18 protein-coding genes are annotated in these 24928 nt (G+C 72.7%); 9 read left to right on the forward strand and 9 right to left on the reverse strand.

From position 1 onward, the window contains the following. Positions 1-5 precede the first annotated feature (5 nt). Positions 6-1268, reverse strand: coding sequence for a glycosyltransferase (locus H576_RS0100355; RefSeq protein ID WP_029149267.1), 1263 nt, complete (start codon positions 1266-1268; stop codon positions 6-8). A 124-nt stretch (positions 1269-1392) separates the two neighbouring features. Further along, on the reverse strand, positions 1393-3624 hold the full coding sequence (locus H576_RS0100360; RefSeq protein ID WP_036318534.1) for a glycoside hydrolase domain-containing protein: 2232 nt from the start codon (positions 3622-3624) through the stop codon (positions 1393-1395). Between the two features lie 83 nt (positions 3625-3707). Between H576_RS0100360 and hrpA the strand changes: the two genes are divergently transcribed. The 4 genes from hrpA (at position 3708) to H576_RS13705 (ending at position 12286) form a co-directional block, all read left to right on the forward strand. After that, positions 3708-7553, forward strand: a complete 3846-nt coding sequence (hrpA, locus tag H576_RS0100365) for an ATP-dependent RNA helicase HrpA (RefSeq protein ID WP_036318536.1) — start codon at positions 3708-3710, stop codon at positions 7551-7553. An 83-nt stretch (positions 7554-7636) separates the two neighbouring features. Next, entirely contained in the window at positions 7637-9661 is a 2025-nt protein-coding gene (locus H576_RS13700; RefSeq protein WP_036318539.1) for an acyltransferase family protein, read from the forward strand. A gap of 71 nt (positions 9662-9732) precedes the next feature. Then, complete coding sequence (locus H576_RS0100375; protein ID WP_029149270.1) at positions 9733-11943, forward strand: NADP-dependent isocitrate dehydrogenase; 2211 nt, start codon at positions 9733-9735, stop codon at positions 11941-11943. 49 nt (positions 11944-11992) lie between these two features. Further along, on the forward strand, positions 11993-12286 hold the full coding sequence (locus tag H576_RS13705) for an ArsR/SmtB family transcription factor (RefSeq protein ID WP_084502285.1): 294 nt from the start codon (positions 11993-11995) through the stop codon (positions 12284-12286). Here the strand turns inward: H576_RS13705 and H576_RS0100385 are convergent. Next, positions 12277-13170, reverse strand: a complete 894-nt coding sequence (locus H576_RS0100385) for a cation diffusion facilitator family transporter (RefSeq protein ID WP_029149271.1) — start codon at positions 13168-13170, stop codon at positions 12277-12279. The genes H576_RS13705 and H576_RS0100385 overlap by 10 nt on opposite strands. A gap of 72 nt (positions 13171-13242) precedes the next feature. Between H576_RS0100385 and H576_RS0100390 the strand changes: the two genes are divergently transcribed. Genes H576_RS0100390 through H576_RS0100405 form a run of 4 tightly spaced genes read left to right on the forward strand, consistent with a single transcriptional unit; the run spans position 13243 to position 16391 of the window. Then, the gene (locus H576_RS0100390; RefSeq protein WP_036318541.1) at positions 13243-14226 is read left to right on the forward strand and encodes a Gfo/Idh/MocA family protein; all 984 of its coding nucleotides are present in this window, start codon (positions 13243-13245) and stop codon (positions 14224-14226) included. A 10-nt stretch (positions 14227-14236) separates the two neighbouring features. Further along, positions 14237-15211, forward strand: coding sequence for an NYN domain-containing protein (locus H576_RS0100395; protein ID WP_029149273.1), 975 nt, complete (start codon positions 14237-14239; stop codon positions 15209-15211). 18 nt (positions 15212-15229) lie between these two features. Continuing rightward, complete coding sequence (locus H576_RS16520; RefSeq protein WP_156888045.1) at positions 15230-15430, forward strand: hypothetical protein; 201 nt, start codon at positions 15230-15232, stop codon at positions 15428-15430. Between the two features lie 19 nt (positions 15431-15449). After that, the gene (locus tag H576_RS0100405; protein WP_029149274.1) at positions 15450-16391 is read left to right on the forward strand and encodes a quinone oxidoreductase family protein; all 942 of its coding nucleotides are present in this window, start codon (positions 15450-15452) and stop codon (positions 16389-16391) included. 16 nt (positions 16392-16407) lie between these two features. On the opposite strand, the gene H576_RS13715 is transcribed toward H576_RS0100405, so the two are convergent. From H576_RS13715 to H576_RS16530, 4 genes are read right to left on the reverse strand one after another with little or no spacing between them, the layout of a single operon-like run. After that, complete coding sequence (locus H576_RS13715) at positions 16408-18711, reverse strand: beta-xylosidase/alpha-l-arabinosidase (RefSeq protein ID WP_036318544.1); 2304 nt, start codon at positions 18709-18711, stop codon at positions 16408-16410. Continuing rightward, the gene (locus H576_RS0100415; RefSeq protein ID WP_051171938.1) at positions 18708-19586 is read right to left on the reverse strand and encodes a carbohydrate ABC transporter permease; all 879 of its coding nucleotides are present in this window, start codon (positions 19584-19586) and stop codon (positions 18708-18710) included. Before H576_RS0100415 ends, H576_RS13715 begins: the two co-directional genes overlap by 4 nt. Then, positions 19583-20590, reverse strand: coding sequence for a carbohydrate ABC transporter permease (locus H576_RS16525; protein ID WP_051171940.1), 1008 nt, complete (start codon positions 20588-20590; stop codon positions 19583-19585). The genes H576_RS0100415 and H576_RS16525 overlap by 4 nt, the downstream gene beginning before the upstream one ends. 3 nt (positions 20591-20593) lie before the next feature. After that, complete coding sequence (locus H576_RS16530) at positions 20594-21877, reverse strand: extracellular solute-binding protein (RefSeq protein ID WP_051171942.1); 1284 nt, start codon at positions 21875-21877, stop codon at positions 20594-20596. A 152-nt stretch (positions 21878-22029) separates the two neighbouring features. On the opposite strand from H576_RS16530, the gene H576_RS0100430 reads away from it, so the two are divergent. Then, the gene (locus H576_RS0100430; protein ID WP_029149277.1) at positions 22030-23037 is read left to right on the forward strand and encodes a LacI family DNA-binding transcriptional regulator; all 1008 of its coding nucleotides are present in this window, start codon (positions 22030-22032) and stop codon (positions 23035-23037) included. Here the strand turns inward: H576_RS0100430 and H576_RS0100435 are convergent. Both H576_RS0100435 and H576_RS0100440 read right to left on the reverse strand, forming a co-directional pair. Next, the gene (locus tag H576_RS0100435) at positions 23034-24125 is read right to left on the reverse strand and encodes an ROK family transcriptional regulator (protein WP_029149278.1); all 1092 of its coding nucleotides are present in this window, start codon (positions 24123-24125) and stop codon (positions 23034-23036) included. The two genes, H576_RS0100430 and H576_RS0100435, sit on opposite strands and share 4 nt — an antisense overlap. A 65-nt stretch (positions 24126-24190) precedes the next feature. Beyond that, the gene (locus H576_RS0100440; RefSeq protein ID WP_029149279.1) at positions 24191-24916 is read right to left on the reverse strand and encodes a YggS family pyridoxal phosphate-dependent enzyme; all 726 of its coding nucleotides are present in this window, start codon (positions 24914-24916) and stop codon (positions 24191-24193) included. Between the last annotated feature and the right edge of the window lie 12 nt (positions 24917-24928).

Below are 24928 nucleotides of genomic sequence, written 5' to 3' on the forward strand. Positions count from 1 at the left end.
CCCGGTCAGACGAGAGCGTCGACGCGCGCGAACAGCGCGTCGAACACGTTCATCCGGTCGAACTGGAGGGCGAACTCGCGCGCCCGCTCCTCCCACTCGGCGCGCTCGGCGGGGCTGAGCGACAGGGCCCGGTCGATCGCGTCGCGCACCTGGTCGGGCGCGTCGACGTCGACGATGATCGCGGTGTCGCCGACGGCCTCGCCGACGCCTCCCGTCGTCGTCGTGATCGCGGGCCCGCCGCCCGAGAGCGCCTTCTCGGCGAGGGCGATCCCGAAGGTCTCGACGAACTCGGGGCGCGGCTTCGTCGGAAGGACGTAGGCCGCCGAACCGGCGAACAGGAAGGGCTTCTCGGCGTCGTCGACGTCGGTGAGGAATTCGATCCGGTCGGCGACGGCCGATGCGGCCGCGTGCTCCCGCAGCTCCTGCTCCTCGGGGCCGCGCCCCGCGATCACGAGCTTCTTCCCCGCCGCGGCCGCGCTCTGCGCGAAGCCGTCGATGAGGTCGTCGACCCCCTTCGCGCGGGCGAGGCGCGAGAGGTAGAACACGTAGCCGTCGCGCTCGAGGCCGCGGGCGGCCAGGTGACGGTCGACCTCGGCGGGGTCGAGGCCGAGGAAGAGGGACGAGTCGATCGCGGGGTACGAGATCGCGATCTTCTCCTCGCACCGCTCGGCGTACCGCGTGCCGTGCTTCGCGTCGAGCTTGCGCGACTCCTCGACGATCAGGTCCTTCGTGTACTGGCTCACCGCGACGCACACGTCGCTCGCGAGGTACCCCTCGAGCACGTGCGCCGCGGCGCCGAACTGGCCGTTCTCGACGCACTGGCGCACGACGTTCGTCACGTCGGACCCGACCGCCTCGGCGATCGTCGTCACGTCGACGGGGAGCCCCGTCTTGCGGGCGACGTCGACGGCGTCGGTGACGGCCGTCGTGTGGGGCGAGAGGTACAGCGACATCGCGACCGTGGGCACGCCGTCGGTGAACAGCTCGACGAGCCGCCCGACGAGGCCGCCGATGTACCGGCCGTCGACGACCTTGTAGTCGCCCACGGGCTCGGGGCGCTCGACCTCGATACCGGCGCTGTACGGCATGACCGTCTCGAGGGGTTTGAGCGGGAGCCCCGCCGCCTGCAGACGCTCGATCGGCCAGGTGACGATGCGGACGTCGTCGAAGCCCCGTTTGAGGGCCGCTTCCGCGAGGTTTCGGGCCTCGCCCGAGTGGCCGCAGATCACCGGATCTGCTCGGACGACGATGACGAGTCGACGTGTCATGTGTGGATCCTCCCGTGGAGCTGGGACCCGCCCCGGTGAGGGCGGGCGCTCGGATCATACGTGACGCGCATGACGCCCAGATACCCGCGGAATCACGCGTATTTCGGGGGTGTTTCGTCGGGCGTCACAGTCGTCGGTTCGGCGCCGAGGCGTCGGACGGATACGAGGGAGGCCGGACCGCCCGGCCCCAGTCGCCCGGGGCGTCGGCGAGGGCGATCCGGAGGGTGCCGCCGCGGCGCAGCTCGCGCCCCGTGAGCCAGGTCCGCTCGAGCGGCTCGCCGTTCCACGAGACCGACTGCACGTACTGAGGATCCGTGCCTCGGCCGACGGGCCGGAACCCCTCCGTCTCGATGACGATCTCGGCGTCGTCGGCGAGCGAGATCCGCGCGTCGGACCACGCGGGCGCGTTGAGCAGGAACAGGTCCTGCCCCGCGACGGGGAAGATCCCGAGTGACGCCCACACGACCCACGACGACAGCCCACCCGAGTCGTCGTTGCCCGGCATGCCGCCCGCGCCCACGTCGAACATCTGGTGCAGCGCGTGGTGCACGACCTCGGCGGTGCGGTCGGGCCGCCCCGCGTACATGTAGGCCCAGGGCGACTCCATGTCGGGCTCGTTGTTCATGCCCTCGAAGCGGCCGAGCGCGTACCCCGCCTCCATCTCGGCGTCGCCCGGGTCGACGCCCGGCTGCGTCACGGGATCCGCTCCGTATCCGAAGAAGCGGTCGAGCAGCCCGACGAAGCGGTCCTCTCCCCCGGCGAGCTCGATGCGGCCCGCCATGTCGTGCGTGATCCGGAACGAGTAGTTGTGCTTCGTGCCCTCGTAGAACGTCGAGTCGCGCAGCAGCCCCGTCTCGGCGTCGAACGCGTTGCGCCAGCGCCCCGCGAGGCGGCGGCAGTCGGCGGCCACGCGGGTGTCGCCCACCCGGTCGGCGACCCGCGCCGTGCACCAGTACGCGAACGCGATGTCGAGCGTGTGGCTGATCGGATCCGTGCGCCCCGTCACGAGGAAGTCCTCGCCGTACTGGCGGCGCAGGTCGGCGAGCATGTGCACGAGGGCCCAGTCCCAGTCGATCCCCTCGACGCGCGCCTCGCAGAGGTCGGCCAGCAGCGTGTGCGCGAGGCCGGACGCCTGCCGCGAGAAGCGGTCGGACCCCTTCGCCATGCGATACCCGATCGGGAAGTTGCCCTCCTCCTCGCAGATCGTGACGAGCGCGTTCGCGAGGTCGACGGCCTGGTCGGGGCTCAGGAGCTCGACGAGCGGCAGCTGCGTGCGGTAGATGTCCCACATCGTCGAGATATCGAACGCGAAGGGCCCGTTCGTGGGCCAGAGGGGGCTCTCGTTCGGCGCGAGGGCCGGCTTGACGAACGAGTGGTACAGCGCCGTCCCGAGGACCGTGCGGCGGTCGCGGTCTCCCCCGGACTCGCGCACCGTGACGCCGCCGAGGAGCTGCTTCCAGCTCGCCCGCGTCGCGGTGCGGCGCACGTCGAAGCCCGTGCCCTCGGCGCAGTCGCGCTGGAGGTTGCGCCGCGCCTGGTCGACCCCGCGCAGCGAGAACCCGATCTGCAGCTCGACCCACTGGCCGGCCTTCACGGATCCCTGCCACATGAGCCCGAAGGGGCGCATCGTCGTCGGGCGGATCGCGTCGAAGTCGAGGCGCTTGCCTCCGGGCATGAGCCGCCTGTCGTACCAGAGCAGCTGCCGCCAGCGCGGGGTGTCGGCGCGCAGGTGCATCGCGAGCGGCGTGCCCTCGACGACGATCTCGCCCTGCGCCTCGCCCGCGTCGGTCGACTCGAGGTGCGCCCGCAGCGGCACCGTCGCGCCGTACGGGATGTCGAGGCCGCCGACCGAGAGGTCGACGACGAGGCGCGCGTCGGTGCGGTCCTCGGGGAAGGTGTAGCGGTGCACGGCGCTCTTGGGACCGACCGTGATCTCGGCGCGGATCCCGTTCTCGTAGGTGAAGGCGTAGTAGCCGGGGCTCGCCTCCTCGTCCGCGATGTCCCACTGCCGGCCCAGGTCGTCGAGCTTGTCGACCATGGGCGTCACGCGCACGTAGTTGTAGTACTTGCGGATCGCGCCCGTGCCCGACTGCTGGAAGTGCGTCACGCCGCTCGCCACGGGCCGCTCGCGCATGCGCGGCGGCACGCCCTCCGTCGACAGGGCGTACTCGCCGTAGCCCGTCGGGTAGGCGCCCGAGTAGCTGCACGCCGACACCATGCCGAGCGGGAACGTCGCGCCGGGGTGCGTGTTCCCGATCTGCGGCTTGGGCCACCACCACGCCGCCGCGAGACCCGTCGCGGGAGGCAGGTCGGTGGGCTGCGTTCCGATGAACGGATCGACGTCGGCGAGCTTCATGATCCGAAGCTAGCGGCACGGAGTGACGGCCATGTGTCGGCGCCCCGATCGCGGCCCGAAACCGCGGAATAGACTGGAGAGCTGTGTCTTCCGAACCCGTGATCTCCTACCCGCCCGAGCTGCCGGTCAGCGCGGCGCGCGGCGAGATCGCCGACGCGATCCGCGACCACCAGGTCGTGATCGTCGCGGGCGCGACGGGATCCGGCAAGACGACGCAGCTGCCGAAGATCGCCCTCGAGCTCGGCCGAACCTCGATCGCCCACACGCAGCCCCGCCGCATCGCCGCGCGCACGATCGCCGAGCGCGTCGCCGAGGAGATGCAGGTCGAGCTCGGCGGCGCCGTCGGCTACAAGGTGCGCTTCACAGATCAGGTGTCGGACGACACCCGGATCGCGCTCATGACCGACGGGATCCTGCTCAACGAGCTGAGCCGAGACCGCTCGCTGTCGAAGTACGACACGATCATCGTCGACGAGGCGCACGAGCGCTCGCTCAACGTCGACTTCCTCCTCGGCTACCTCAAGCGGCTGCTGCCGACGAGGCCCGATCTCAAGGTCGTCATCACGTCGGCGACGATCGACCCCGAGTCCTTCGCCCGGCACTTCGCCGAGCCCGACGGCACGCCCGCCCCGATCATCGAGGTGTCGGGCCGCACGTACCCCGTGACGATCCGCTACCGCGAGCCGCAGGACTCCGAGGACGAGCCCGACCAGGTCGTCGCGGCGCTCCGCGAGCTCGACCGGGAGCCCGCCGGCGACGTCCTCGTGTTCCTGCCCGGCGAGGCCGAGATCCGCGACGCGATGGACGCCGTGTCGGGCGCCTTCCGCGGCGGGACCGTGAAGACCGAGGTCCTCCCCCTGTACGGCCGCCTCAGCTCCGCCGAGCAGCACCGGGTCTTCGAGCGCTCGAAGGTCGCGGGCCTCCGGAGGCGCGTGATCCTCGCGACGAACGTCGCCGAGACGTCGCTGACGGTCCCGGGGATCAAGTACGTGATCGACGCCGGCACGGCCCGCATCTCGCGCTACTCGAACCGCGCCAAGGTGCAGCGGCTGCCGATCGAGCCGATCTCGCAGGCCTCGGCGCAGCAGCGCTCCGGCCGCGCCGGCCGCACGAGCGAGGGCATCGCGATCCGGCTCTATGCCGAGGACGACTTCGAGAAGCGCCCCGCGTTCACCGACCCCGAGATCCTGCGCACCTCGCTGGCATCGGTGATCCTGCAGATGCTCTCGCTCGGCTTCGGCGACGTCACGGATTTCCCGTTCCTGACACCGCCGGACTCGCGAGGCGTGAAGGCGGCGTTCGACCTGCTCGTGGAGCTCGGGGCGGTGTCGCTCGGGCGGGGCGGGGCCGATCCGCGGCTCACGAAGATCGGCCGCGAGCTCGCCCGCCTGCCGATCGACCCGCGCTTCGCGCGCATGCTCGTCGAGGCGCGGCGCACGGGCGTCGAGGACGAGGTGCTCGCGATCGTGTCGGGGCTCAGCGTGCAGGACGTCCGCGAGCGGCCGGAGGACCAGCGCGAGAAGGCGCAGCAGGCGCACGCGCGCTTCACGGATCCCACGAGCGACTTCCTCAGCCTCCTCAACCTGTGGAACCACCTGCGGGAGCGGCAGCGCGAGCTCGGGTCGGGCGCGTTCCGCCGCGAGGTGCGCGGCGACTTCCTCAACTACGTGCGGGTGCGCGAGTGGTTCGACGTGCACCGCCAGCTGCGCTCGCTGACGCGGGGCGGATCCTCGCCGACGCCCGAGGGACACGCGCAGGGCGACGCGATCCACCGCGCGCTGCTCGCGGGCCTCCTCTCGCAGATCGGCGTGCTCGACGAGCGCGAGACGCGCAAGGGCGAGGGCGCGCGCGGCGGCCGCGCGTCGGCGACCTACCGCGGCGCGCGGAACGTGTCGTTCCAGATCTTCCCGGGATCCGGGCTCAGGAGGGCGAAGCCCAAGGCCGTCATGGCCGCCGAGCTCGTCGAGACCTCGCGCCTCTTCGCCCGCACCGTCGCGCAGATCGACCCCGCCTGGGCCGAGGAGCTCGCCGGCGACCTCGTGCGCCAGCAGGTGTCCGAGCCGCACTGGTCGAAGGACCAGGGCGCGGCCGTCGCGAACGAGAAGGTGACGCTGTACGGCGTCGAGATCGTGCCGCGGCGCACCGTGCAGTTCGCCCGGATCGATCGGGCGGCCGCGCGCGAGATGTTCGTGCGGCACGCGCTCGTCGAGGGCGAATGGGATCCCTCGCGGCTGCCGAAGCCCCTGACGCGGTTCCTGCGGCAGAACGAGGATCTGCGCCGCCGCCTCGAGAAGCTCGAGGAGCGCGAGAGGCGCCGCGACATCCTCGCGGGCGACGAGGCCGTGTTCGCGTTCTACGAGGCGCGGGTCCCGGCCGACGTCTTCGACGTGCGCTCGTTCGAGAAGTGGTGGGCGGGCGCGCTGCGCGACGCCCCCGACCTCCTGACGATGCGCGAGGCCGACCTCCTCGACGGCGACGCGTCGTCCGATGCCCGCGACTTCCCGCCGCGCTGGACGCAGGGCGATCAGACCCTCGACCTCGCCTACCGCTTCGAGCCCGGCGCCGACGACGACGGCGTGACGGTCGTCGTGCCGCTTCCGCTCCTCGCCTCCCTCGACGCGTCGGGCTTCGACTGGCAGGTGCCCGGCATGCGCGACGAGCTCGTGACGGCGCTCCTCCGGGCGCTTCCCAAGGCGATCCGCCGCAACGTCGTGCCCGCCGCCGACTGGGCCGAGCGCTTCGCGGCCGACCTGGCCGAGGAGGGGCCCGAGAACCACGCGGGCCGGCCGTCGACGACGCTCGCGGGCGCGCTCGCCCGGCTCGTGCAGAGGCAGGCCAACCAGCCCGTCACGGAGGCCGACTTCGAGTGGGACCGCGTGCCGGACCACCTGCGCATGTCGTTCCGCGCCGTCGACGCCCGCGGCCGCACGGCGGGATCCGGCCGCGACCTCGCCGAGCTCCAGGCACGGCTGGCGGGGAGGGCCCGCGACGCCGTCGCGCGGCAGCTCGAGAGGCCGGCGGGCCGGCGCGGGCCCGGGCCCCAGCGCGTCGCGCAGACGGCGCCGCCCTCGCTCGAGCGATCCGGGCTCACGGAGTGGTCGTTCGGCGACCTGCCCGCCGTCGTCGACACGAAGGTCGCGGGCGGCGTCGTGCGCGGCTACCCCGCGATCGTCGACGAGAAGGACTCCGTCGCGGTGCGGGTCGAGGCGACGGCCGAGGACGCCGAGCGCGCCACGCGGGCGGGGATCCGCCGTCTCCTGCTCCTCACGGTGCCCTCGCCCGTCTCGTACATCCAGGAGCACCTGAAGGCGAACGAGAAGCTCGCGCTCGCGGCGTCGCCGTATCCCTCGCCGAAGGCCGTGATCGAGGACTGCCGCGCGGCCGTCGCCGACGCGGTCATCGCGCGGCACGGCACGGTGCGCACGCGCGCGCAGTTCGACGCGCTGCGCGCCGAGGTCAGCGCGTCGTCGGTCGACGCGGTGTTCGACCTCGTGTCGCTCGCTGCCCGGATCCTCACGCTCGCCCGCGAGGTCGAGCGGGCGATGAAGGGGGCGAACTCGATGGCGCTCCTCGGGGCGCTGAACGACGTGCGCGGCCAGCTCGACGGGCTGCTCCACCCGGGCTTCGTCAGGGAGACGGGATCCGAGCGCCTGCGCCACCTGCCGCGCTACCTCGAGGGGATGAAGGTGCGCCTCGCGCAGCTGCCGGACGCGCCGGGCCGCGACCGCACCTGGATGACGGAGTTCGAGCGCGCACACGCGGCGTTCGTCGAGGCGGGCGGCGCGATCCCGCTGCCGGACGGCGCCCCGGAGCCGCTCGTCCGCGCGCGCTGGCTCCTCGAGGAGCTCCGCGTCGGCCTCTTCGCCCAGCGCCTCGGCACGGCCGAGACCGTCTCGGTCCAGCGCATCGCGAAGGCCCTCCGCCCCTGAGTCGCCATTTCTCCGTGTTTTCCCCACCCCAGGGGTGGGGAAAACACGGAGAAATGGCGACTTGCGGCGCTAGGGTCGCCGGGATGAGTTCTTCCTCGGCAGCCCCGCAGCGGCGGCAGCGCCTCGACATCCAGGGGCTCCGCGCGATCGCGGTCGTCGTCGTCATCCTGGACCACGTGTTCGCCTGGCCGAGCGGGGGCTTCGTCGGCGTCGACGTGTTCTTCGTCCTCTCCGGCTACCTCATCACGGGCCTGCTGCTGCGCGAGGCCGAGAAGACCGGATCCATCTCGTTCACGCGCTTCTACGCGCGCCGCGCCAAGCGGATCCTCCCTGCCGCCGCGATCGTCGTCCTCGCCACGGTCCTCTTCGCGCGCGTGCTCCTGAGCCCCACCGACTCGCGCGAGGTCGTCTGGGACGGCGTCTTCAGCGCCCTCTTCGTCGGCAACTGGCGCTTCGGCGTCCAGGGGACCGACTACTTCCAGCAGGGCACTCCCCCGTCGCCGCTGCAGCACTTCTGGTCGCTCGGCGTCGAGGAGCAGTTCTACCTCGTGTGGCCGTGGGTCATGCTCGTCATCGTCGTCCTCGCCCTGCGCGCCGGGTGGCGCTTCAGCCGCACGAAGCGCTTCGCGGCGATCGCGATCGGCGTCCTCACCGCCGCGTCGTTCGCCTGGGCGCTGTACGAGACGGCGACGAACCCCGCCTTCGCGTACTTCTCGACCTTCTCGCGCGCCTGGGAGCTCGGCATCGGCGCACTCCTCGCGTTCCTCCCCGAGGTCGTCATGCGCCGCTCGAGCCGGCGGATCCTCGCCTACCTGGGCCTCGCCGGGATCCTGCTCTCGCTCTTCGTCGTCTCGGGCGACTCGCCCCTCTGGCCCGCGCCCCTCGCGCTGCTGCCCGTCGTCTCCTCGGCGCTCGTCGTCCTCGCGGGCGCCGACGCGACCACCGATCAGCCGGCCCCGTGGATCCTGCGCAACCAGGTCGCGACGTACCTCGGCGATGTCTCGTACAGCCTCTACCTCTGGCACTTCCCCGTCGCGATCCTGCTGCTCTCGGTCCTGCCCGAGGGATCCGTGCGCTACGGCGCCGCGGCGATCGCCCTGACGCTCGTCCTCTCGGTCCTGAGCTACCACCTCGTCGAGAACCCCGCGCGGCGGGCGACCTGGTTCCGCGGCTGGCGTCCGACGCGCGCCGCCCTCCCGACGCTCGCGGGCCTCGCCGTCGTCCTCGTCGCCGCGATCGGGGCGAACGCCGTCATCCCGAACCAGGAGCCCGCGGCCGCGGCCGCCCCCGTGCAGACGATCGACCCGGCCGATCCGTCGGCCCTCGCCGTCGACTGCGCGGGCGCCGGATCCACCGCGAACCCCGAGGCGTGCGCGGACGCGACCTTCGACGCCCTCGCGCCCGCCGACATCGCCGCCGACACGGGAGGGGCGTACGTCTGCTACTCGGTCCAGGGCCAGGAGATGCAGACGTGCCACTACGGATCCGACGATCCCGGCGCCCGGAAGGTCGCCCTCGTGGGCGACAGCCACGCCGCGGCCCTCCTCCCCGCGCTCGAGCCGCAGCTCGCCGCCCTCGGCTGGTCGCTCGACACCTACGTCGGGCGCGGCTGCCAGCTCGCCGACGTCGCCGCGACGGGCGACTGCGGGAACGCCCGCGCGGCGATCGAGGAGCGCGTCACGTCCGGCGACTACGACCTCGTCATCGCGGCGTCGTCCCGCGGCGTCGCGCTCGACGCCGCGCCCCAGCAGGCGATGATCGAGAAGGTGCAGGCGGCGGGGTCGACCATCGTCGCGGTCGCCGACAACCCGCTCGCCGACGAGGAGTCGGTCGCGTGCACGACACGCGTCGGCGCGACCCCCGGGAGCGACTGCGCGACCGATGCCGCGACCGCGCTCACGGATCACACGCTCGTCGACGCCGCCGAGGCCGCCGGCGCGCCCGTGGTCGACCTCACCGACCTGTACGCGTGCGGCGCGACCTGCCCCTCGATCATCGGCGGCGACATCGTCTACCGCGACGCCGCGGGCCACATCACCGCGACGTGGGCGCGAACCCTCAGCCCGTATCTCGCGCGGGCCCTCCTCGAGGCCGCCCCGGCGGCGTAGCGGGCGCCGGATCGGCGGGTATCTTGGGGTCGAGATACCTCACACGCGTCGACCCACTGGAGCGCCATCGCATGTCCACGATCATCTACACGCACACCGACGAGGCTCCGCTTCTCGCGACGTACTCGCTGCTCCCCGTCATCGAGGCGTACGCGGGCAAGGCCGGCGTCGACGTCGAGACCCGCGACATCTCCCTCGCGGGCCGCATCCTCGCCCAGTTCCCCGAGCGCCTCACCGACGAGCAGCGCGTGGGCGACGCCCTCGCCGAGCTCGGCGCCCTCGCGAACGACCCCTCGGCGAACATCATCAAGCTCCCGAACGTCTCGGCGTCGGTCCCCCAGCTCAAGGCGGCGATCGCCGAGCTCCAGGCCCTCGGCTACGACCTCCCGAACCTGCCCGAGGATCCGCAGAACGACGAGGAAAAGGACGTCGCGTCGCGCTACGACCGCGTCAAGGGATCCGCCGTTAACCCCGTCCTCCGCCAGGGCAACAGCGACCGCCGCGCCCCCGGCGCCGTGAAGGCCTACGCGAAGGCGCACCCGCACCGCATGGGCGCCTGGTCGGCCGATTCGAAGACGAACGTCGCGACGATGAGCGGCGGCGACTTCTTCTCGAACGAGAAGTCGTGGGTCTCTCCCGCCGACGACACGCTGCGGATCGAGCTCGTCGCCGCCGACGGCGCCACGACGATCCTCAAGCCGTCGCTCCCCGTGCTCGCGGGCGAGGTCGTCGACGCGACCTTCCTGAGCGCGAAGGCGCTCGACGCCTTCCTCGCCGGCGCCGTCGCGCGGGCCCAGGAGGAGGGCGTGCTGTTCTCGACGCACCTCAAGGCCACGATGATGAAGGTCAGCGACCCGATCATCTTCGGCCACGTCGTGCGGGCTTACTTCGCGCCGGTCTTCGCACAGCACGGCGACGCCCTCGCCGCCGCCGGCCTGTCGGCGAACGACGGCCTCGGCGCGATCTTCCAGGGCCTCGCCCAGGTCGAGAACGGCGCCGAGATCCGCGCCGCCTTCGACGCGCGCCTCGCCGAGGGCCCCGCCCTCGCGATGGTCGACAGCGACAAGGGCATCACGAACCTGCACGTGCCGAGCGACGTCATCGTCGACGCCTCGATGCCCGCGATGATCCGCATCGGCGGGCACATGTGGGGCGCCGACGGCGCCGAGCACGACACCCTCGCGGTGATCCCCGACTCGTCGTACGCCGGGATCTATCAGGCGACGATCGACGACTGCCGCGCGAACGGCGCCCTCGACCCCTCGACGATGGGCACCGTCCCGAACGTCGGCCTCATGGCGCAGAAGGCCGAGGAGTACGGCTCGCACGACAAGACCTTCGAGATCCCCGCGGACGGCACCGTGCGCGTCGTCACGGCGGCGGGCGAGACGGTCCTCGAGCACGCCGTCGAGAAGGGCGACATCTGGCGCGCCTGCCAGACGAAGGACGCCCCGATCCGCGACTGGGTCAAGCTCGCCGTCACGCGCGCCCGCCTCTCGGGGACCCCGGCCGTGTTCTGGCTCGACGAGAACCGCGCGCACGACGCGAACCTCATCGCGAAGGTGAACGCCTACCTGCCCGAGCACGACACCGACGGGCTCGACCTGCGGATCCTCGCGCCGGCCGCGGCCACGACGTTCTCGCTCGAGCGGATCCGCCAGGGCCTCGACACCATCTCGGTCACGGGCAACGTGCTGCGCGACTACAACACCGACCTCTTCCCGATCCTCGAGGTCGGCACCTCGGCGAAGATGCTGTCGATCGTCCCGCTCATGGCGGGCGGCGGCCTGTTCGAGACCGGCGCGGGCGGATCGGCGCCGAAGCACGTGCAGCAGCTCATCGCCGAGGACTACCTGCGCTGGGACTCGCTCGGCGAGTTCTTCGCCCTCGCCGCGTCGCTCGAGCACCTCGCGAACACGACGGGCAACGCGAAGGCCCAGGTCCTCGCCGACACCCTCGACGCCGCGACCTCGACCTTCCTCGAGGAGGACCGCTCGCCGGGCCGCAAGCTCGGCACGATCGACAACCGCGGGTCGCACTTCTACCTCGCGTTCTACTGGGCGCAGGAGCTCGCGGCGCAGACGCGCGACGCCGAGCTCGCCGCCGCCTTCGCTCCCCTCGCGGAGCGGCTCGCGGCCGACGAGACGACGATCGTCGACGAGCTCGTCGCGGTGCAGGGGAAGCCGGCCGACCTCGGCGGCTACTACCGTCCCGACGGCGCGAAGGCGTCGGCCGTCATGCGCCCGTCGGCGACGTTCAACGCCGCGATCGACGCGTTCTGACCCCGCCCCTCGGGGCCGGGATCCGCAGGAGAATGACTATCATCGTCACATGGCGATGCGCGAGGACCAGGACACGGTGGGCGCCGCGGCGTTCTTCCGGAGCCTCGGGGATCCGTCCCGCCTCGCGATCCTGCAGCATCTCGGCCTCGGGGAGCACAACGTCGCCGAGCTGACCGAGCACCTCGGCCTCGCGCAGTCGACGGTCTCGAAGCACCTCGCGAGCCTCCGCGAGCAGGGCCTCGTCGCGTCGCGCGCCGAGGGCCGCTCGTCGGTGTTCTCGCTGACCGACGCCGAGCCGCTCGCCGCGCTGTTCTCGGCCGCCGAGCGCGTGCGTCAGGGGTGAAGCTCGGGCTCTGACCCGTGGTGGCCGGCGGTCTCGAGCTGGAACGTCGTGTGCGTCACGGGAACGTCGAAGTGCTCGGCGACGCACGCGCTCATCGCGTCGAGGAGCTCGGGCGCGTGGCCGTCGCGGAAGCACGCGTCGTCGAGCACGACGTGCGCCGAGAGGGTGTCGAGCCCCGTCGAGACCGTCGACGCGTGCAGGTCGTGCACGTCCTCGATGTGCTCCATCGCGAGCAGGTGAGCGCGCACCGCGTCCAGGTCGAGGCCGCGCGGCGCGAACTCCATGAGGATCCGCACGGCGTCGCGCACGAGCAGGCCCGCGCGCGGCAGGATCATCGCCGCGATCGCGAAGGCCGCGATGACGTCGGCGCGCGCGAAGCCCGTCGTCATCATGAGGATCGCCGAGATCGCGACCGCCACCGTGCCGAGCGCGTCCATGAGCACCTCGAGGAACGCGGCGCGCATGTTGAGGTTCGCCCCGCGGCCCGAGGAGAGAGCCAGCGCGGCGGCGAGGTTGAGCGCGAGCCCGATCGCCGCGAAGACGAGCAGCTCCCCCGCGCGCACGTCTGCGGGCTGCCGCCAGCGCTCGACGCCCTCGACGATCGCGAACACGGCGGCGCCGATGAGGAGGACGGCCTGAGCGAGGGCCGCGAGGACCTCGACGCGGCGGAAGCCCCAGGTCCGCGCGCCGCGCGCGGGGCGCGACGCGAGGTGCGCCGCCGCGAGCGCGACCGCGAGGCCGACGACGTCGGTCAGCGAGTGCACGGCGTCGACGAGGATCGCGAGGCTCCCCGTGACGAGTGATCCGACCACCTGTGCCACGACGATCCCCGACACGAGCGCGACGGCGACGCCGAGCCGCCCCTCGTGGTGCGCGTGAGCCATGTCGATCTCCTATCGCTTCTCAGCGATGTTATCGTCGCCAGGCGCGGAATGGAACCCCCTAGTGTTGACCCCATGAGCCTTCGATGGGGAATCCTGGCAACGGGCGGCATCGCCCACACGATGACGCGCGACCTCCGCACGGCGGGGCTCGACGTCCAGGCGGTCGGCTCGCGCTCCGCAGAGGGCGCCGAGCGCTTCGCGAGCGAGTTCGAGATCCCCCGCGCACACGGCTCCTACGACGCCCTCGCCTCCGACGCCGGCGTCGACATCGTCTACATCGCGACGCCCCACCCCCAGCACGTCGAGACCGCCCTCCTCGCGCTCGAGGCCGGGAAGCACGTGCTCATCGAGAAGCCCATCGCCCTGGACGCGGCCGAGGCCGCCCGGATCCGCGACGCCGCCGCGCGGCACGGGCTCCTCGCGATGGAGGCCATGTGGACCCGCTACCTGCCGCACATGCGCCGGATCCACGAGGTGATCGCCGAGGGCCGCCTCGGCGAGATCCGCTCGCTCTCGGCCGACCACACGCAGTCGCTGCCGACCGACCCCGCCCACCGCCTCAACGACCTCTCGCTCGGCGGCGGCGCCCTCCTCGATCTCGGGATCTACCCCGTCTCGTTCGCGTGGGACATCCTGGGCGCGCCCGAGACGATCGCGGCGTCGGGCCGCCTCCTCGACACGGGCGCCGACTCCGAGGTCGCGACGGCCATGACGCACGCGGCGGGAGGCGTGTCGTCGACCATTTCCTCGTCGCGCGGCGCCGGCCCCAACACGGCGCAGATCGTCGGGACCGACGCCCGCATCCGCATCGAGCGCACCTGGTACGCGTCCTCCCCCTTCGAGATCGTCGCCCCGGACGGATCCGTCCTCGAGCGCTTCGTCCCGCACCACGAGGGCCGCGGGATGCAGTTCCAGGCGATCGAAGCCGAGCGCCTCGTCGCCGACGGGCTGACGTCGTCGCCCGCCCACCCGATCGACGAGGTCGTCGACATCATGGCGACGCTCGACGAGATCCGCCGGCAGATCGGCGTCGTCTACCCAGGCGCGGGCGAATAGGGTCGAGGAGATGACTGACTCCGACGGCCGCGTGGCGGTGTATCTCGACTTCGACAACATCGTCATGAGCTGGTACGACCGCGTCCACGGGCGCAACTCGTTCCACCGCGACCGCCAGCGGATCCACGACGACCCGACCGAGCCCGAGATCGCGGAGCGCCTCGCCGCCGCGACCGTCGACGTCGGCGCGATCCTCGACTTCGCCGCGAGCTACGGGACCCTCGTCCTCACGCGCGCGTACGCCGACTGGTCGTCGCCCGTCAACGCGATCTACCGCCGCCAGCTCGTGGCTCGCGCGGTCGACCTCGTGCAGCTCTTCCCGGCCGCCGCGTACGCGAAGAACGGCGCCGACATCCGCCTCGCGGTCGACGCCGTCGAGGACATGTTCCGCCTGCCCGACCTGACGCACGTCGTCGTCGCGGCGGGCGACAGCGACTACGTCCCGCTCGCGCAGCGGTGCCGCCGCCTCGGCCGCCTCGTCGTCGGCGTCGGCGTCGCGGGGTCGACGGCGAAGTCTCTCGCCGCGGCCTGCGACGAGTTCGAGGCATACGACACGCTCCCGGGCGTACCCGAGATCGAGCGCGAGAAGCGCCCCGCCGCGGAGCCCCGCCGGCGCGCCCCGAAGCGCCAGGCCGAGAAGCCGGCTCCCGCTCCCGAGCCGGAGCCGGCCGCCGAGCCCGCGCCCGCGCCGGAGCCCGCGGACGAGGCCGACGAGATCGACGTGCCGCGCTTCGGCGACACGGCCCCCGAGGATCTGCACGCCGTCGCGACCCAGCTGCTCGAGCGCGCGCTGCGGGTCGGGAAGGGCGACGACCAGGGCTGGCTGTACGCCTCGGCCGTCAAGCAGCACATGCGCCGCATGGATCCGTCGTTCAGCGAGAAGGCGCTCGGCTACCGCTCGTTCAACGACTTCCTCGCCTCGCGCGAGACCGTCGCCGAGATCGAGGCGTCGGGTCACGAGCGCCTCGTGCGGCTCAAGCAGTAGCGCGGTACCGTGGGCGCCATGTCGACCACACGATGCTCCCAGTGCAGCCGCGTGATCCGGGGCGCCGGCCACCGCACGGCCACGCGCACGCTGTGCGACGACTGCTTCGCCACCTACCAGGGGCTCGCCGCCGGCATGCTCGCGAGCGGCGGGAACGTGCGCCGGTCGGTCGCGACGGCCGGATGGTTCAAGCGGCTGATCGGCCGCCGGAAGAGCTGACGCCGGTAGCGTTGGGCGCATGGCGCACGCAGTTCAGTACACCCAGACCGGCGGCCCCGAAGTCCTGAGCCTCTTCGAGATCCCGGCCCCCGCCCCGGGCGCGGGGCAGATCGCGATCCGCGTCGAGGCGGCCGGGGTCAACCCGCGCGACGTCAAGGAGCGATCCGGAGCCCGCGCGACCGAGCCGATCACCGCGCCGCGCGGCATCGGCCACGACGGCGCGGGGATCGTCTCGGCCGTCGGCGACGGCGTCGACGGCTTCCGCGTCGGCGACCCCGTCGCGTTCCGCGGCATGCTCGGCTCCTACGCGACCGAGGTCGTCGTCGCGGCCTCGAACGCCTTCGTCCGCCCAGCCGGGGTCTCGGCCGCCCAGGCGGCCGCCCTCGGCATCCCCGCCGGCACCGCCTACCAGGTGCTCCGCTCGCTCGGAGTGCGCGAAGACGAGACGCTCCTGATCCACGGCGGATCCGGGTCGGTCGGCCAGGCCGCGATCCAGTTCGCCGTGCTCGCGGGCGCGCGCGTCATCGCGACGACGAGCGACGGGCGCGCAGGGCGCGTGCGCGACCTCGGCGCGGAGCCCGTCCGCTACGGCGACGGCCTGGTGGGCCGCGTGCTCGAGGTCGCGCCCGACGGCGTCGACGCCGTGCTCGACTGCGCAGGCGCCGACGGCGTCTTCGAGGCGTCGCTCGAGCTCGTGCACGACGCGCAGCGCTTCGCCACTATCGTGCTGGGTGCCGAGGCCGTGGAGCGCGGGCTGCGCGCCTTCAGCGGCGGATCGCCCCATCCCCTCACGCCGCAGCAGGAGGCCTGGCGGTCGGAGGCCGTCCCCGTCGCGCTCGCCCTCCTCGCGTCGGGCTTCTTCGACGTCGAGCTCGGCGAGGCGTTCCCCCTCGACCGCGCGGCCGACGCCCACCGTGCGGTGGAGGCCGGCGCGCGCGGCAAGGTCGTCCTCGCTCCCTGACCCGCCGCGCGGGCGCTCAGCCGATCCGCACGTCGACGATCCTGCGGTCGTCGGGCCCCACCTCGTGGACCTCGCCCGTGAGGTCGACGAGGGCGCGCGGCGTCGCCGCGCCCGGGAGGCGCGAGCCCGCCTCGGCGTGCGAAGCGGCCCACACCTCGATCGCGCCGGGCTCGACGACGCGCACGAGGCGCCGGTCGGAGAACGCGAGCCGCGCCGTCGGGACGTCGAACGCGACGCGCTTCGACTCCCCCGCCGCGAGCGGCACGCGCGCATAGCCGAGGAGCTGCGCGACGGGGCGCGCGACCGACGCGACGGTGTCGCGCGCGTAGAGCTGCACGACCTCCGTGCCCGCGACGCCCGAGGTGTTCGTCACCGTCACGGCGGCCGCGAAGGATCCCCCGGTCGGGGCCTCGGCCGTGAGCTCGAGGTCGGCGTAGGCGAACTCGGCGAGCGAGAGGCCGAACCCGAAGGGCCGCGCGGGCGTCGGGTCGGTCGACGTGACGCTCGACGGGCCGCCGAGCGTGGGGTGCAGGTAGCGGTAGGGCTGCGCCCCCGCCGACCGCGGGAGGGACACGGGCAGCCGGCCCGAGAACGCCGCGGATCCGGAGAGGAGCCGCGCGATCGCTGTCGCGCCCTCCTCGCCCGGGAAGAACGCCTGCAGCACGGCGCCGGGCCGAGGCCCCGCGCCGTCGAGCGCCCAGCCGATCGCGTAGGGCCTGCCCGTGACCGCGACCATGACGACGGGGGTCCCCGTCGCGACGATGCGCTCGACGAGCTCGCGCTGGACGCCGGGCAGCTCGAGCGATTCGGTGTCGTTGCCCTCGCCGACGGATCCGCGCCCGAAGAGCCCCGCGAGGTCGCCGACCACGACGACGGCGACGTCGGCCGCAGCCGCGACGGCCGCGGCCTCCTCGAAGCCCGATCGGTCGTCGCCCTCGACATCGCAGCCGCGCGCCGTCGTGACCTCGGCCTCCGGGAACTCGGCCGCCAGCGCGTCGGCGACGGTCGGGAACGCGAAGCCGAGCTCGTGATCCGGGTACCCCGCGAGCACGTGGTTCGCGAACGAGTAGCAGCCCTGGAGCGCCTCGGCCGAGTCGCCGTTCGGGCCGACGACGGCGATGCGCCGCGGGTCGACGAGCGGCAGGGCGCCGTCATGGGAGAGCAGGACGATCGACTCCTCGGCGAGGCGGCGAGCGACGTCGCGATGGGCGGGCGTGTCGAGATCGACCGCCGCCGGCGCCTCGGCCGCGAACGCGTCGGGATCCAGGAGCCCGAGCTCCTCCTTCTGCGTCAGGACCCGGAGAACCGACCTGTCGACGATCTCCTCGTCCATCCGCCCCGAGCGCACGCGCTCGACGAGGGGCTCGAGGAACGCGTCGCCCGTGGGGAGCTCGACGTCGATGCCGGCTGTGAGGGCGAGTTCGGCGGCCTCGCCGCGGTCGGCCGCGACCTGGTGCATGACCTCGAGGAAGGCGACGGCGAAGTAGTCCGACACGACGACGCCGTCGAAGCCCAGCCTGCCGCGCAGCAGATCCGTGAAGATCGCGGGGTCGGACGCGACGGGGACGCCGTCGATGTCGGCGTAGTTGTTCATGACGCTCCGCGCGCCGCCGTCGCGGATCGCCATCTCGAACGGCGGCACGAAGACGTCGGCGATCTCGCGCGGTCCCGCGTGCACGGGCGCGTGGTTGCGCCCGCCGATCGACCCCGAGTAGCCGAGGAAGTGCTTGAGCGTCGCGTGGACGCCCTGCAACTGGAGGCCGCGCACGAACGCGGTGCCGACGGTGCCGACGAGGTAGGGGTCCTCGCCGATCGTCTCGTCGATCCTCCCCCAGCGCGGGTCGCGCGCGACGTCGAGCACGGGCGCGAGGCCCTGGTGCACGCCGAGCTCGCGCATCGACGCCCCGATGAGCGACGCCATCTCCTCGACGAGGTCGGGATCGAACGCCGCGCCCCACGCGAGGGGCGTCGGGAAGGTCGCGGCGCGCCAGGCGGCGAGGCCCGTGAGGATCTCCTCGTGGACGATCGCGGGGATTCCAAGCCGGGTCTCGGCGACGAGGCGGCGCTGCTCGGCGACGAGCCACGCGGCGCGCTCGGCGGCGTCGACGGGCCGCGTGCCGTACACCCGCGTGAAGTGCCCGATGCCGTGCCGCGTGATCTCGGCGAGCGGCGTGCCCGAGGTCGTGTCCATCTCGTCCTGCATCGGGGCCGCGATCGTGCCACCCTGGTCGAGCCAGTAGCCGACGAGCTGCGCGACCTTCTCTTCGAGGGTCATCTGCGTGAGGAGCGCGCGGACGCGCTCCGAGTGCCCGGTCGTCATCCCTTGATCGCCCCCGTGAGGCCGCCGACGATGCGGCGCTCGAAGAGGCTGAAGAAGATCAGCGCGGGGATCATCGACAGCGACGTGTACGCGAGGACGCGCGCCGTGTCGACCGAATACTGCGACGAGAAGCTCTGCACGCCGAGCGGCAGCGTGAAGAGGCTCGAGTCGTTGAGGATGAAGAGCGGGAGCATGTAGCCGTTCCAGGTGGTGACGAAGGCGAGGATCCCGACCGTGACGACGCCGGGCATCGACAGCGGGATCACCATGCGCCAGAAGAAGCCGAGCCGACTCGCGCCGTCGATCGACGCCGCCTCCTCGAGCTCCTTCGGGATCGCCCGGAGGAACGGCACGAGGATGATGATCGTCGTCGGGAGCGCGAACGCGATCTGCGGCAGGATGATGCCGCCGAGGCTGTTGACGAGGCCGAGGTTGCGGATCAGCAGGTACAGCGGCGTGATCGCGACCGTGACGGGGAACATGAGTCCGGCCGCGAAGAGCGAGTACATGGCCCCGCGCCCCGCGAAGTCGTAGCGCGCGAGCACGTAGCTCGCCATGACCCCGAGCACGACGACGCCCGCCGTCGTGGCGACCGCTGAGATCGTCGAGTTGCCGAGCGCGGTCCAGAACGCGCCGCTCGCGAGGACGTCGACGTAGTTCGAGACGACCCACGGCGCAGGGAACCCCGAGGGGTCGGCCGTGATCTGCGACGTCGATCGGAAGCCGCCGATGACGATGTAGAGGACGGGCCCGATGCAGATGCCGACGAGGATCACCGCGATGAGGTAGGCCCACGGGCTGCCCGAGGACCCCTTCCTCCTGCGCGGCTTCTCCCCCGGCCGGATGACGCCGATGGCGACCTGTGTGGCGCTCACGCCTTCTTCCCCTTCCGCCCGCTCTCACCCGTGACGGCACCCTCGGTGTCGCGGCGCAGGACGTAGCGCTGGTAGACGAGGGCGACCGCGAGCGAGATGAGGAACAGCACGACGGCGACGGCGTTTCCGAAGCCGTAGTTCCCCGCCAGGTGGCCGTTCTGATACATGTAGGTCGCCATCGTCGAGGTGCCGGCCGTCGAGGCGATGTACTGGCCCCAGATGATGTTGACGAGGTCGAACAGCTGGAGCGATCCGATCATCGACAGGAAGGCCCAGATCCGGATCGTCGGTCCGAGGAGCGGCAGCGTGATCGACCACTGCGTCTTCCAGAAGCCCGCTCCGTCGATCGCGGCGGCCTCGTAGACCTCCTCGGGGATCGACTGCAGCCCCGCGAGCATGAGGATGACGGCGAAGCCGATGTACTTCCACGTGATGATGAGGAGCAGCGTCCCCATCGCGATCTTCGGGTCGGCGAGCCACGAGTTCTGCAGCGCGTCGAGCCCGAGCTTGCCGAGCATCGAGTTGATCGCGCCCGCGTCCTGGAGCATGAGCGACCAGCCCGTCCCCACGACGACCTCCGAGATCACGTACGGGACGAAGATCAGGACGCGGATGAGCGAGCGTCCGCGCATCCGCTGGTTGAGCAGCAGCGCGAAGAGGATCGCGATGGGTCCCTGCAGGATCAGCGACGCGACGACGATCACGAAGTTGTGGACGACCGCAGAGCGGAACGTCGGATCCGCGAAGATCTGGGCGTAGTTGTCGAAGCCGACGAAGTCGTCGGGGAAGCCGAAGCCCTTCCACTTGAAGAACCCGTAGAACACCGCCATCACGACGGGGAAGATCACGAACCCGACGAAGACGACGAGGGCGGGGCCCGCGAGGAGGGCGATCTCGCCGCGCTTGCGCCAGTCGGCTGGGCGCCGCGGCCGCGCCGGGGCCGGCCGGGACGCGCGTGCGTCCGGGCCGGCCCCGGCGGGGGCGGTGGGTGCTGCGACGGACATCGATCAGCCGCGGGCCGCGGCCTGCGTCGCCGTGTCGATGATCTGCTGCGGCGACCCCGATCCCGCGAGCATGTCGACGATCGCGGTGTTGAGCGCGTTGCCGACGTTCTGCCCGAGCAGCGTGTCGAGCCAGGTGACGACGTACGACGAGTCGTTGTACGCCTCGAGGATCGGCTGCAGCGCGGGGTCGCTCACGGCGCCCTGCGCCTCGGTCGACGCCGGGATCGTCTGGTAGGCCTCGGCGTACGCCTCCTGCTGGTCCTGCGTCGCGAGGAAGTTCAGGAAGTCGGCGCAGGCCGGCGGGGCCGACGCGGCGCAGGCGAAGCCGTCGACGCCGCCCATGAGCGCGGCGGGGTCGCCCTCGCCGCCGTCGACCGACGGGAACGGGAACCATCCGAGGTCGGCGAGCGGCTGCTCGTCGGGGGTCAGGCCCGCGATGACGCCCACGTCCCAGCCGCCCATGAGCTCCATGGCCGCCTGGTGGTTGGCGACGAGGCCCGCCGAGGATCCGGCGCCCTCCTGCGCGGGGGTCGTGAGGAAGCCCGTGTTGAACGGCTCGGTGTCGGCGAAGTCGGCGAGGTCCTGGGCCGCCGCGGTCCAGCACGGGGCGCTGAAGTCGACGTCGGTCGCGATGCTCTCGATCGTCTCCTGGCCGCACTCGCGCAGCGCGAAGAAGTAGAACCAGTGCGCAGCCGGCCACGCGTCCTTCGCGCCGAGGGCGATCGGCTGGATGCCGGCCGCCTTGAGGGCGTCGACGGCGTCGCTCAGCTCGTCCATCGTCGTGGGGGTCTCGGTGATCCCGGCCTGCTCGAAGAGATCCTTGCTGTAGAAGATGCCCCCGGGGAGCACCGCGAGCGGGAGCGCGTAGGTGCTCCCGTCGATCGTGAACGCGCTGAGCGCGCCCTCGCCGATCGCCGCCGTCGTGTCGGCGTCGAGCGAGTCCGACAGGTCGGCCACGACGCCCGCGTCGACCATGTCGGCGAGCTTCCCGCCGCCGCGCGACAGGAAGACGTCTGGCATGTCGCCCGAGTTGACGGCGGTCTGGAGCTTGCCGTCGAGGTCCTCGTTCTGGACGGCCGTGACCTCGACGGTCACGCCCGACTCGGCCTCGAACGCGGCGGCGGCGTCCTCCCAGTACTGCTGGCCGGGGCCCGTCGTCGAGTTGTGCCAGAGCGTGAGGGTGTCGTCGTCTCCCCCGCCTCCGGATCCGCCCGCGCAGCCGGCGAGTACGACCGTCGTCGCTGCTGCGGCCGCGACGGCGGTGAAGATCCTGCGTCGAATTCCCATGGCGTTGTGTCTCCTCATCGAGTGGTCATCGCCCGTGCCGGCGACGGGTGACGCCGGCATCAGCACCGATCGTGACAGCGGAACGACGCCGTGTCAAACGTTATCGATAACGTTTTCGATCCGGCGTCCGCGTCGGCTACGGTAGAGGGACCATGACGCTCGACCTGCCGCGCCCCGCGCGCACCACGATCACCGACGTCGCCCGCGCGGCCGGCGTCTCGGTCGCCACGGTGTCGAAGGTCATCAACGGGCGCGATGGGATCGCGGCGGCCACGACCGACCGCGTCCTCAAGGTCGTCGCCGACCTGGGCTACGAGCGATCCCTCGTCGCCGCGTCGCTCCGCGGGAACCGCACGAACGTCATCGGCGTGCTCGTCGCCGAGTTCGAGCCCTTCGCACTCCAGCTCCTCGCCGGCATGAACGACGCGCTCTCCGCGACGCGATACGACGTCCTCGCCTACGCCGGCGCGGTGTCGGCCGGCTCGCACCAGGGGTGGGAGAACCGCTCGCTCTCGCGGCTCGGCGGAACCCTGATCGACGGCGCGATCCTCGTCACCCCCACCGTCACGCTGCCGAAGGCGTCGATCCCGATCGTCGCGATCGACCCGCACTCGGGCGCGCGCGGGGCCGCGACCGTCGACACCGACAACCTCGACGGGGCGCGCGCCGCGACGCGGCACCTCATCGAGTCGGGCCACACCCGCATCGCGCACCTCCGCGGCCGCGACGACCTGGAGTCGGCGGCGCTCCGCGAGCGCGGTTACCGCGAGGCTCTCGACGACGCGGGCATCCCGGCCCTGCCCGACCTCGTCGTGGCGGGCGGGTACCGCGCCGAGGAGTCGACGCGCGCGGCGCACGACCTCCTCGCGCTGCCCGAACCGCCCACGGCCGTGTTCGCGGCGAACGACGTCTCGGCGCTCGAGATGATGCGGGTCGCGGCCGAGCGCGGCCTCTCGGTCCCGGGCGACCTCTCGGTCGTCGGCTTCGACGACATCCCCGCCGCGACGGCGCACGGCCTGACGACGGTGCGCCAGCCGCTCGGGGACATGGGGCGCGCCGCGGTCGACATGATGGTGCGGCTCCTGGCCGACGACGCGGCCGCCGAGAACGTGCGGCTGCCCGCCGAGCTCGTCGTGCGCTCGTCGACCGCCCGGCTCTAGCCGAGCGGATCCGCCAGGAGGCGGTCGAAGGCGATCTCGGCCGCGCCGATCAGCAGGCGGTGGCCCGCGAGGCGCGCGGCGTGCAGCTCGACGCGCTCGGCGGGGACGTCGAGCGCCTGCAGCCGCACGGCGCCGTCGAAGGCCGCGGCGTCGGCCGCGCGGAGATCGGCGAGGAAGCCGCCGAGCACGATCACGCGCGGCGCGATGACGTTGACGGCGTTCGCGAGCGTCGAGGCGAGGATCCGGCGCTGCCGCGCGACCTCGTCATCGGCCGCCCCGTCGGCCCGCGCGTCGAGGAGACGCTGGCGGTTGACCTCGTCCTCGAGCGCCGCCGTCTCGGTGCGGCGGTCGGCGGCGTCGACTGAGGCGCGGTTCTGCCCCCATTCGCCCGCGTACCCGTCGGCGCCGCCGATGATCCGGCCGCCGAGCACGAGCCCGCCGCCGATGCCGCTCGCGCCGCCGTTGAGGTAGACCATGTCGTCGACGCCGCGCGCGGCCCCGTAGAGGTGCTCGGCCCGCGCGCCCAGCGAGGCGTCGTTGCCGACGGCGACGGGGAGGCCCGTCGCGCGCGCGATCGGGCCCGCGACGTCGGCGTCGCGCCACCCGAGGTGCGGGGCGAGGCGCACGACGCCGTCCTCCGCGCGCACGAGCCCGGGCACCGCGACGCCCACGCCGACGACGCGCTCCGTGAGCGCCCACTCGGCGAGGACGCGGGCGACCGTCGCCGCGAGTGCCGCGGGATCCGCCGCCGCGGCCTCGCGGGTCTCGCGCCGGACCGCACCGCCGAACCCGACGGCCGCGATCTCGACGGCGTCGACCTCGGGGTTGACCCCGATCGCGACGACGCCCTCCGCGGGTACGACGACGGGAGACGGGCGGCCGACGCGATGCGAGGGATCCGGGTCCCGCTCGACGACGAGGCCCGCGTCGGCGAGCGTCGACACGAGGTCGGCGACCGTCGACCGGTTGAGCCCCGTCTCGGCCGTGAGGACCGCGCGCGACCGCGGGCCGGAGTGGTGCACGAGACGCAGGATCTCGCCCAGGTTCCCCCGCCGCACCGCGTCGAGCCCGGCCATGCGCGTCGCCATGGCGCCCTCCATCCGATTTGTTGTCGTCTCCACGATATCGAATGCGGGCGCCGGGCGACGCGCGGTCACACGGCGGGGCGGGCCCCGAAGATCGCCTGCCCGACGCGCACGCAGTCGGATCCCTCGGCGACCGCGAGCGCGAAGTCGCCCGACATCCCCATCGACAGCTCGCCCGCGCCCGCGAGGCCCGCTTCCCGGGCGCGGTCGCGGATCCCGCGCAGCTCGCGGAAGCAGCCGCGCACGACGTCCTCGTCGGGGCTGTTCGCCGCGATCGTCATGAAGCCGCGGAGGCGCAGCGAGGCGAAGTCGGGGAGGCGGCGCAGGACGTCCGGGACCTCGTCCGGCGCCAGGCCGAACTTCGAATCCTCGCCCGAGGTGTTGACCTGCACGAAGACGTCGAGCCCGCGGCCCGCCGCCTGGAGGCGCCGGTCGAGCGCCTCGGCGACGCGCAGGCTATCGAGTCCCTGGAACTCGCTCGCGACGGCCGCGACGTCACGCGCCTTGTTCGTCTGGAGGTGGCCGATGACGGCCCAGGCGACGCCGAGGTCCGCGAGCGCGTCGTGCTTGCGCACGGCCTCCTGCACCCTGTTCTCGGCGAGCTCGGTCGCGCCGGCCTCGGCCGCGAGCCGCAGCCGGTCGGGCTCGACGGTCTTGCTGACGGGCAGGAGGCGCACGGATCCCGCCTCGCGCCCCGCGGCGAGCGCCGCCTCGTCGACCCGCGCGCGCACGGCGGCGAGGTTCTCGCGGAACTCGGCTGCGGTCTCGGGGCGCGCGTGGGGCGTGAACGGCATCCCTCGAATCTA

Origin of the sequence: Microbacterium indicum DSM 19969 (assembly GCF_000422385.1) — a bacterium.
Taxonomy (GTDB): domain Bacteria; phylum Actinomycetota; class Actinomycetes; order Actinomycetales; family Microbacteriaceae; genus Microbacterium; species Microbacterium indicum.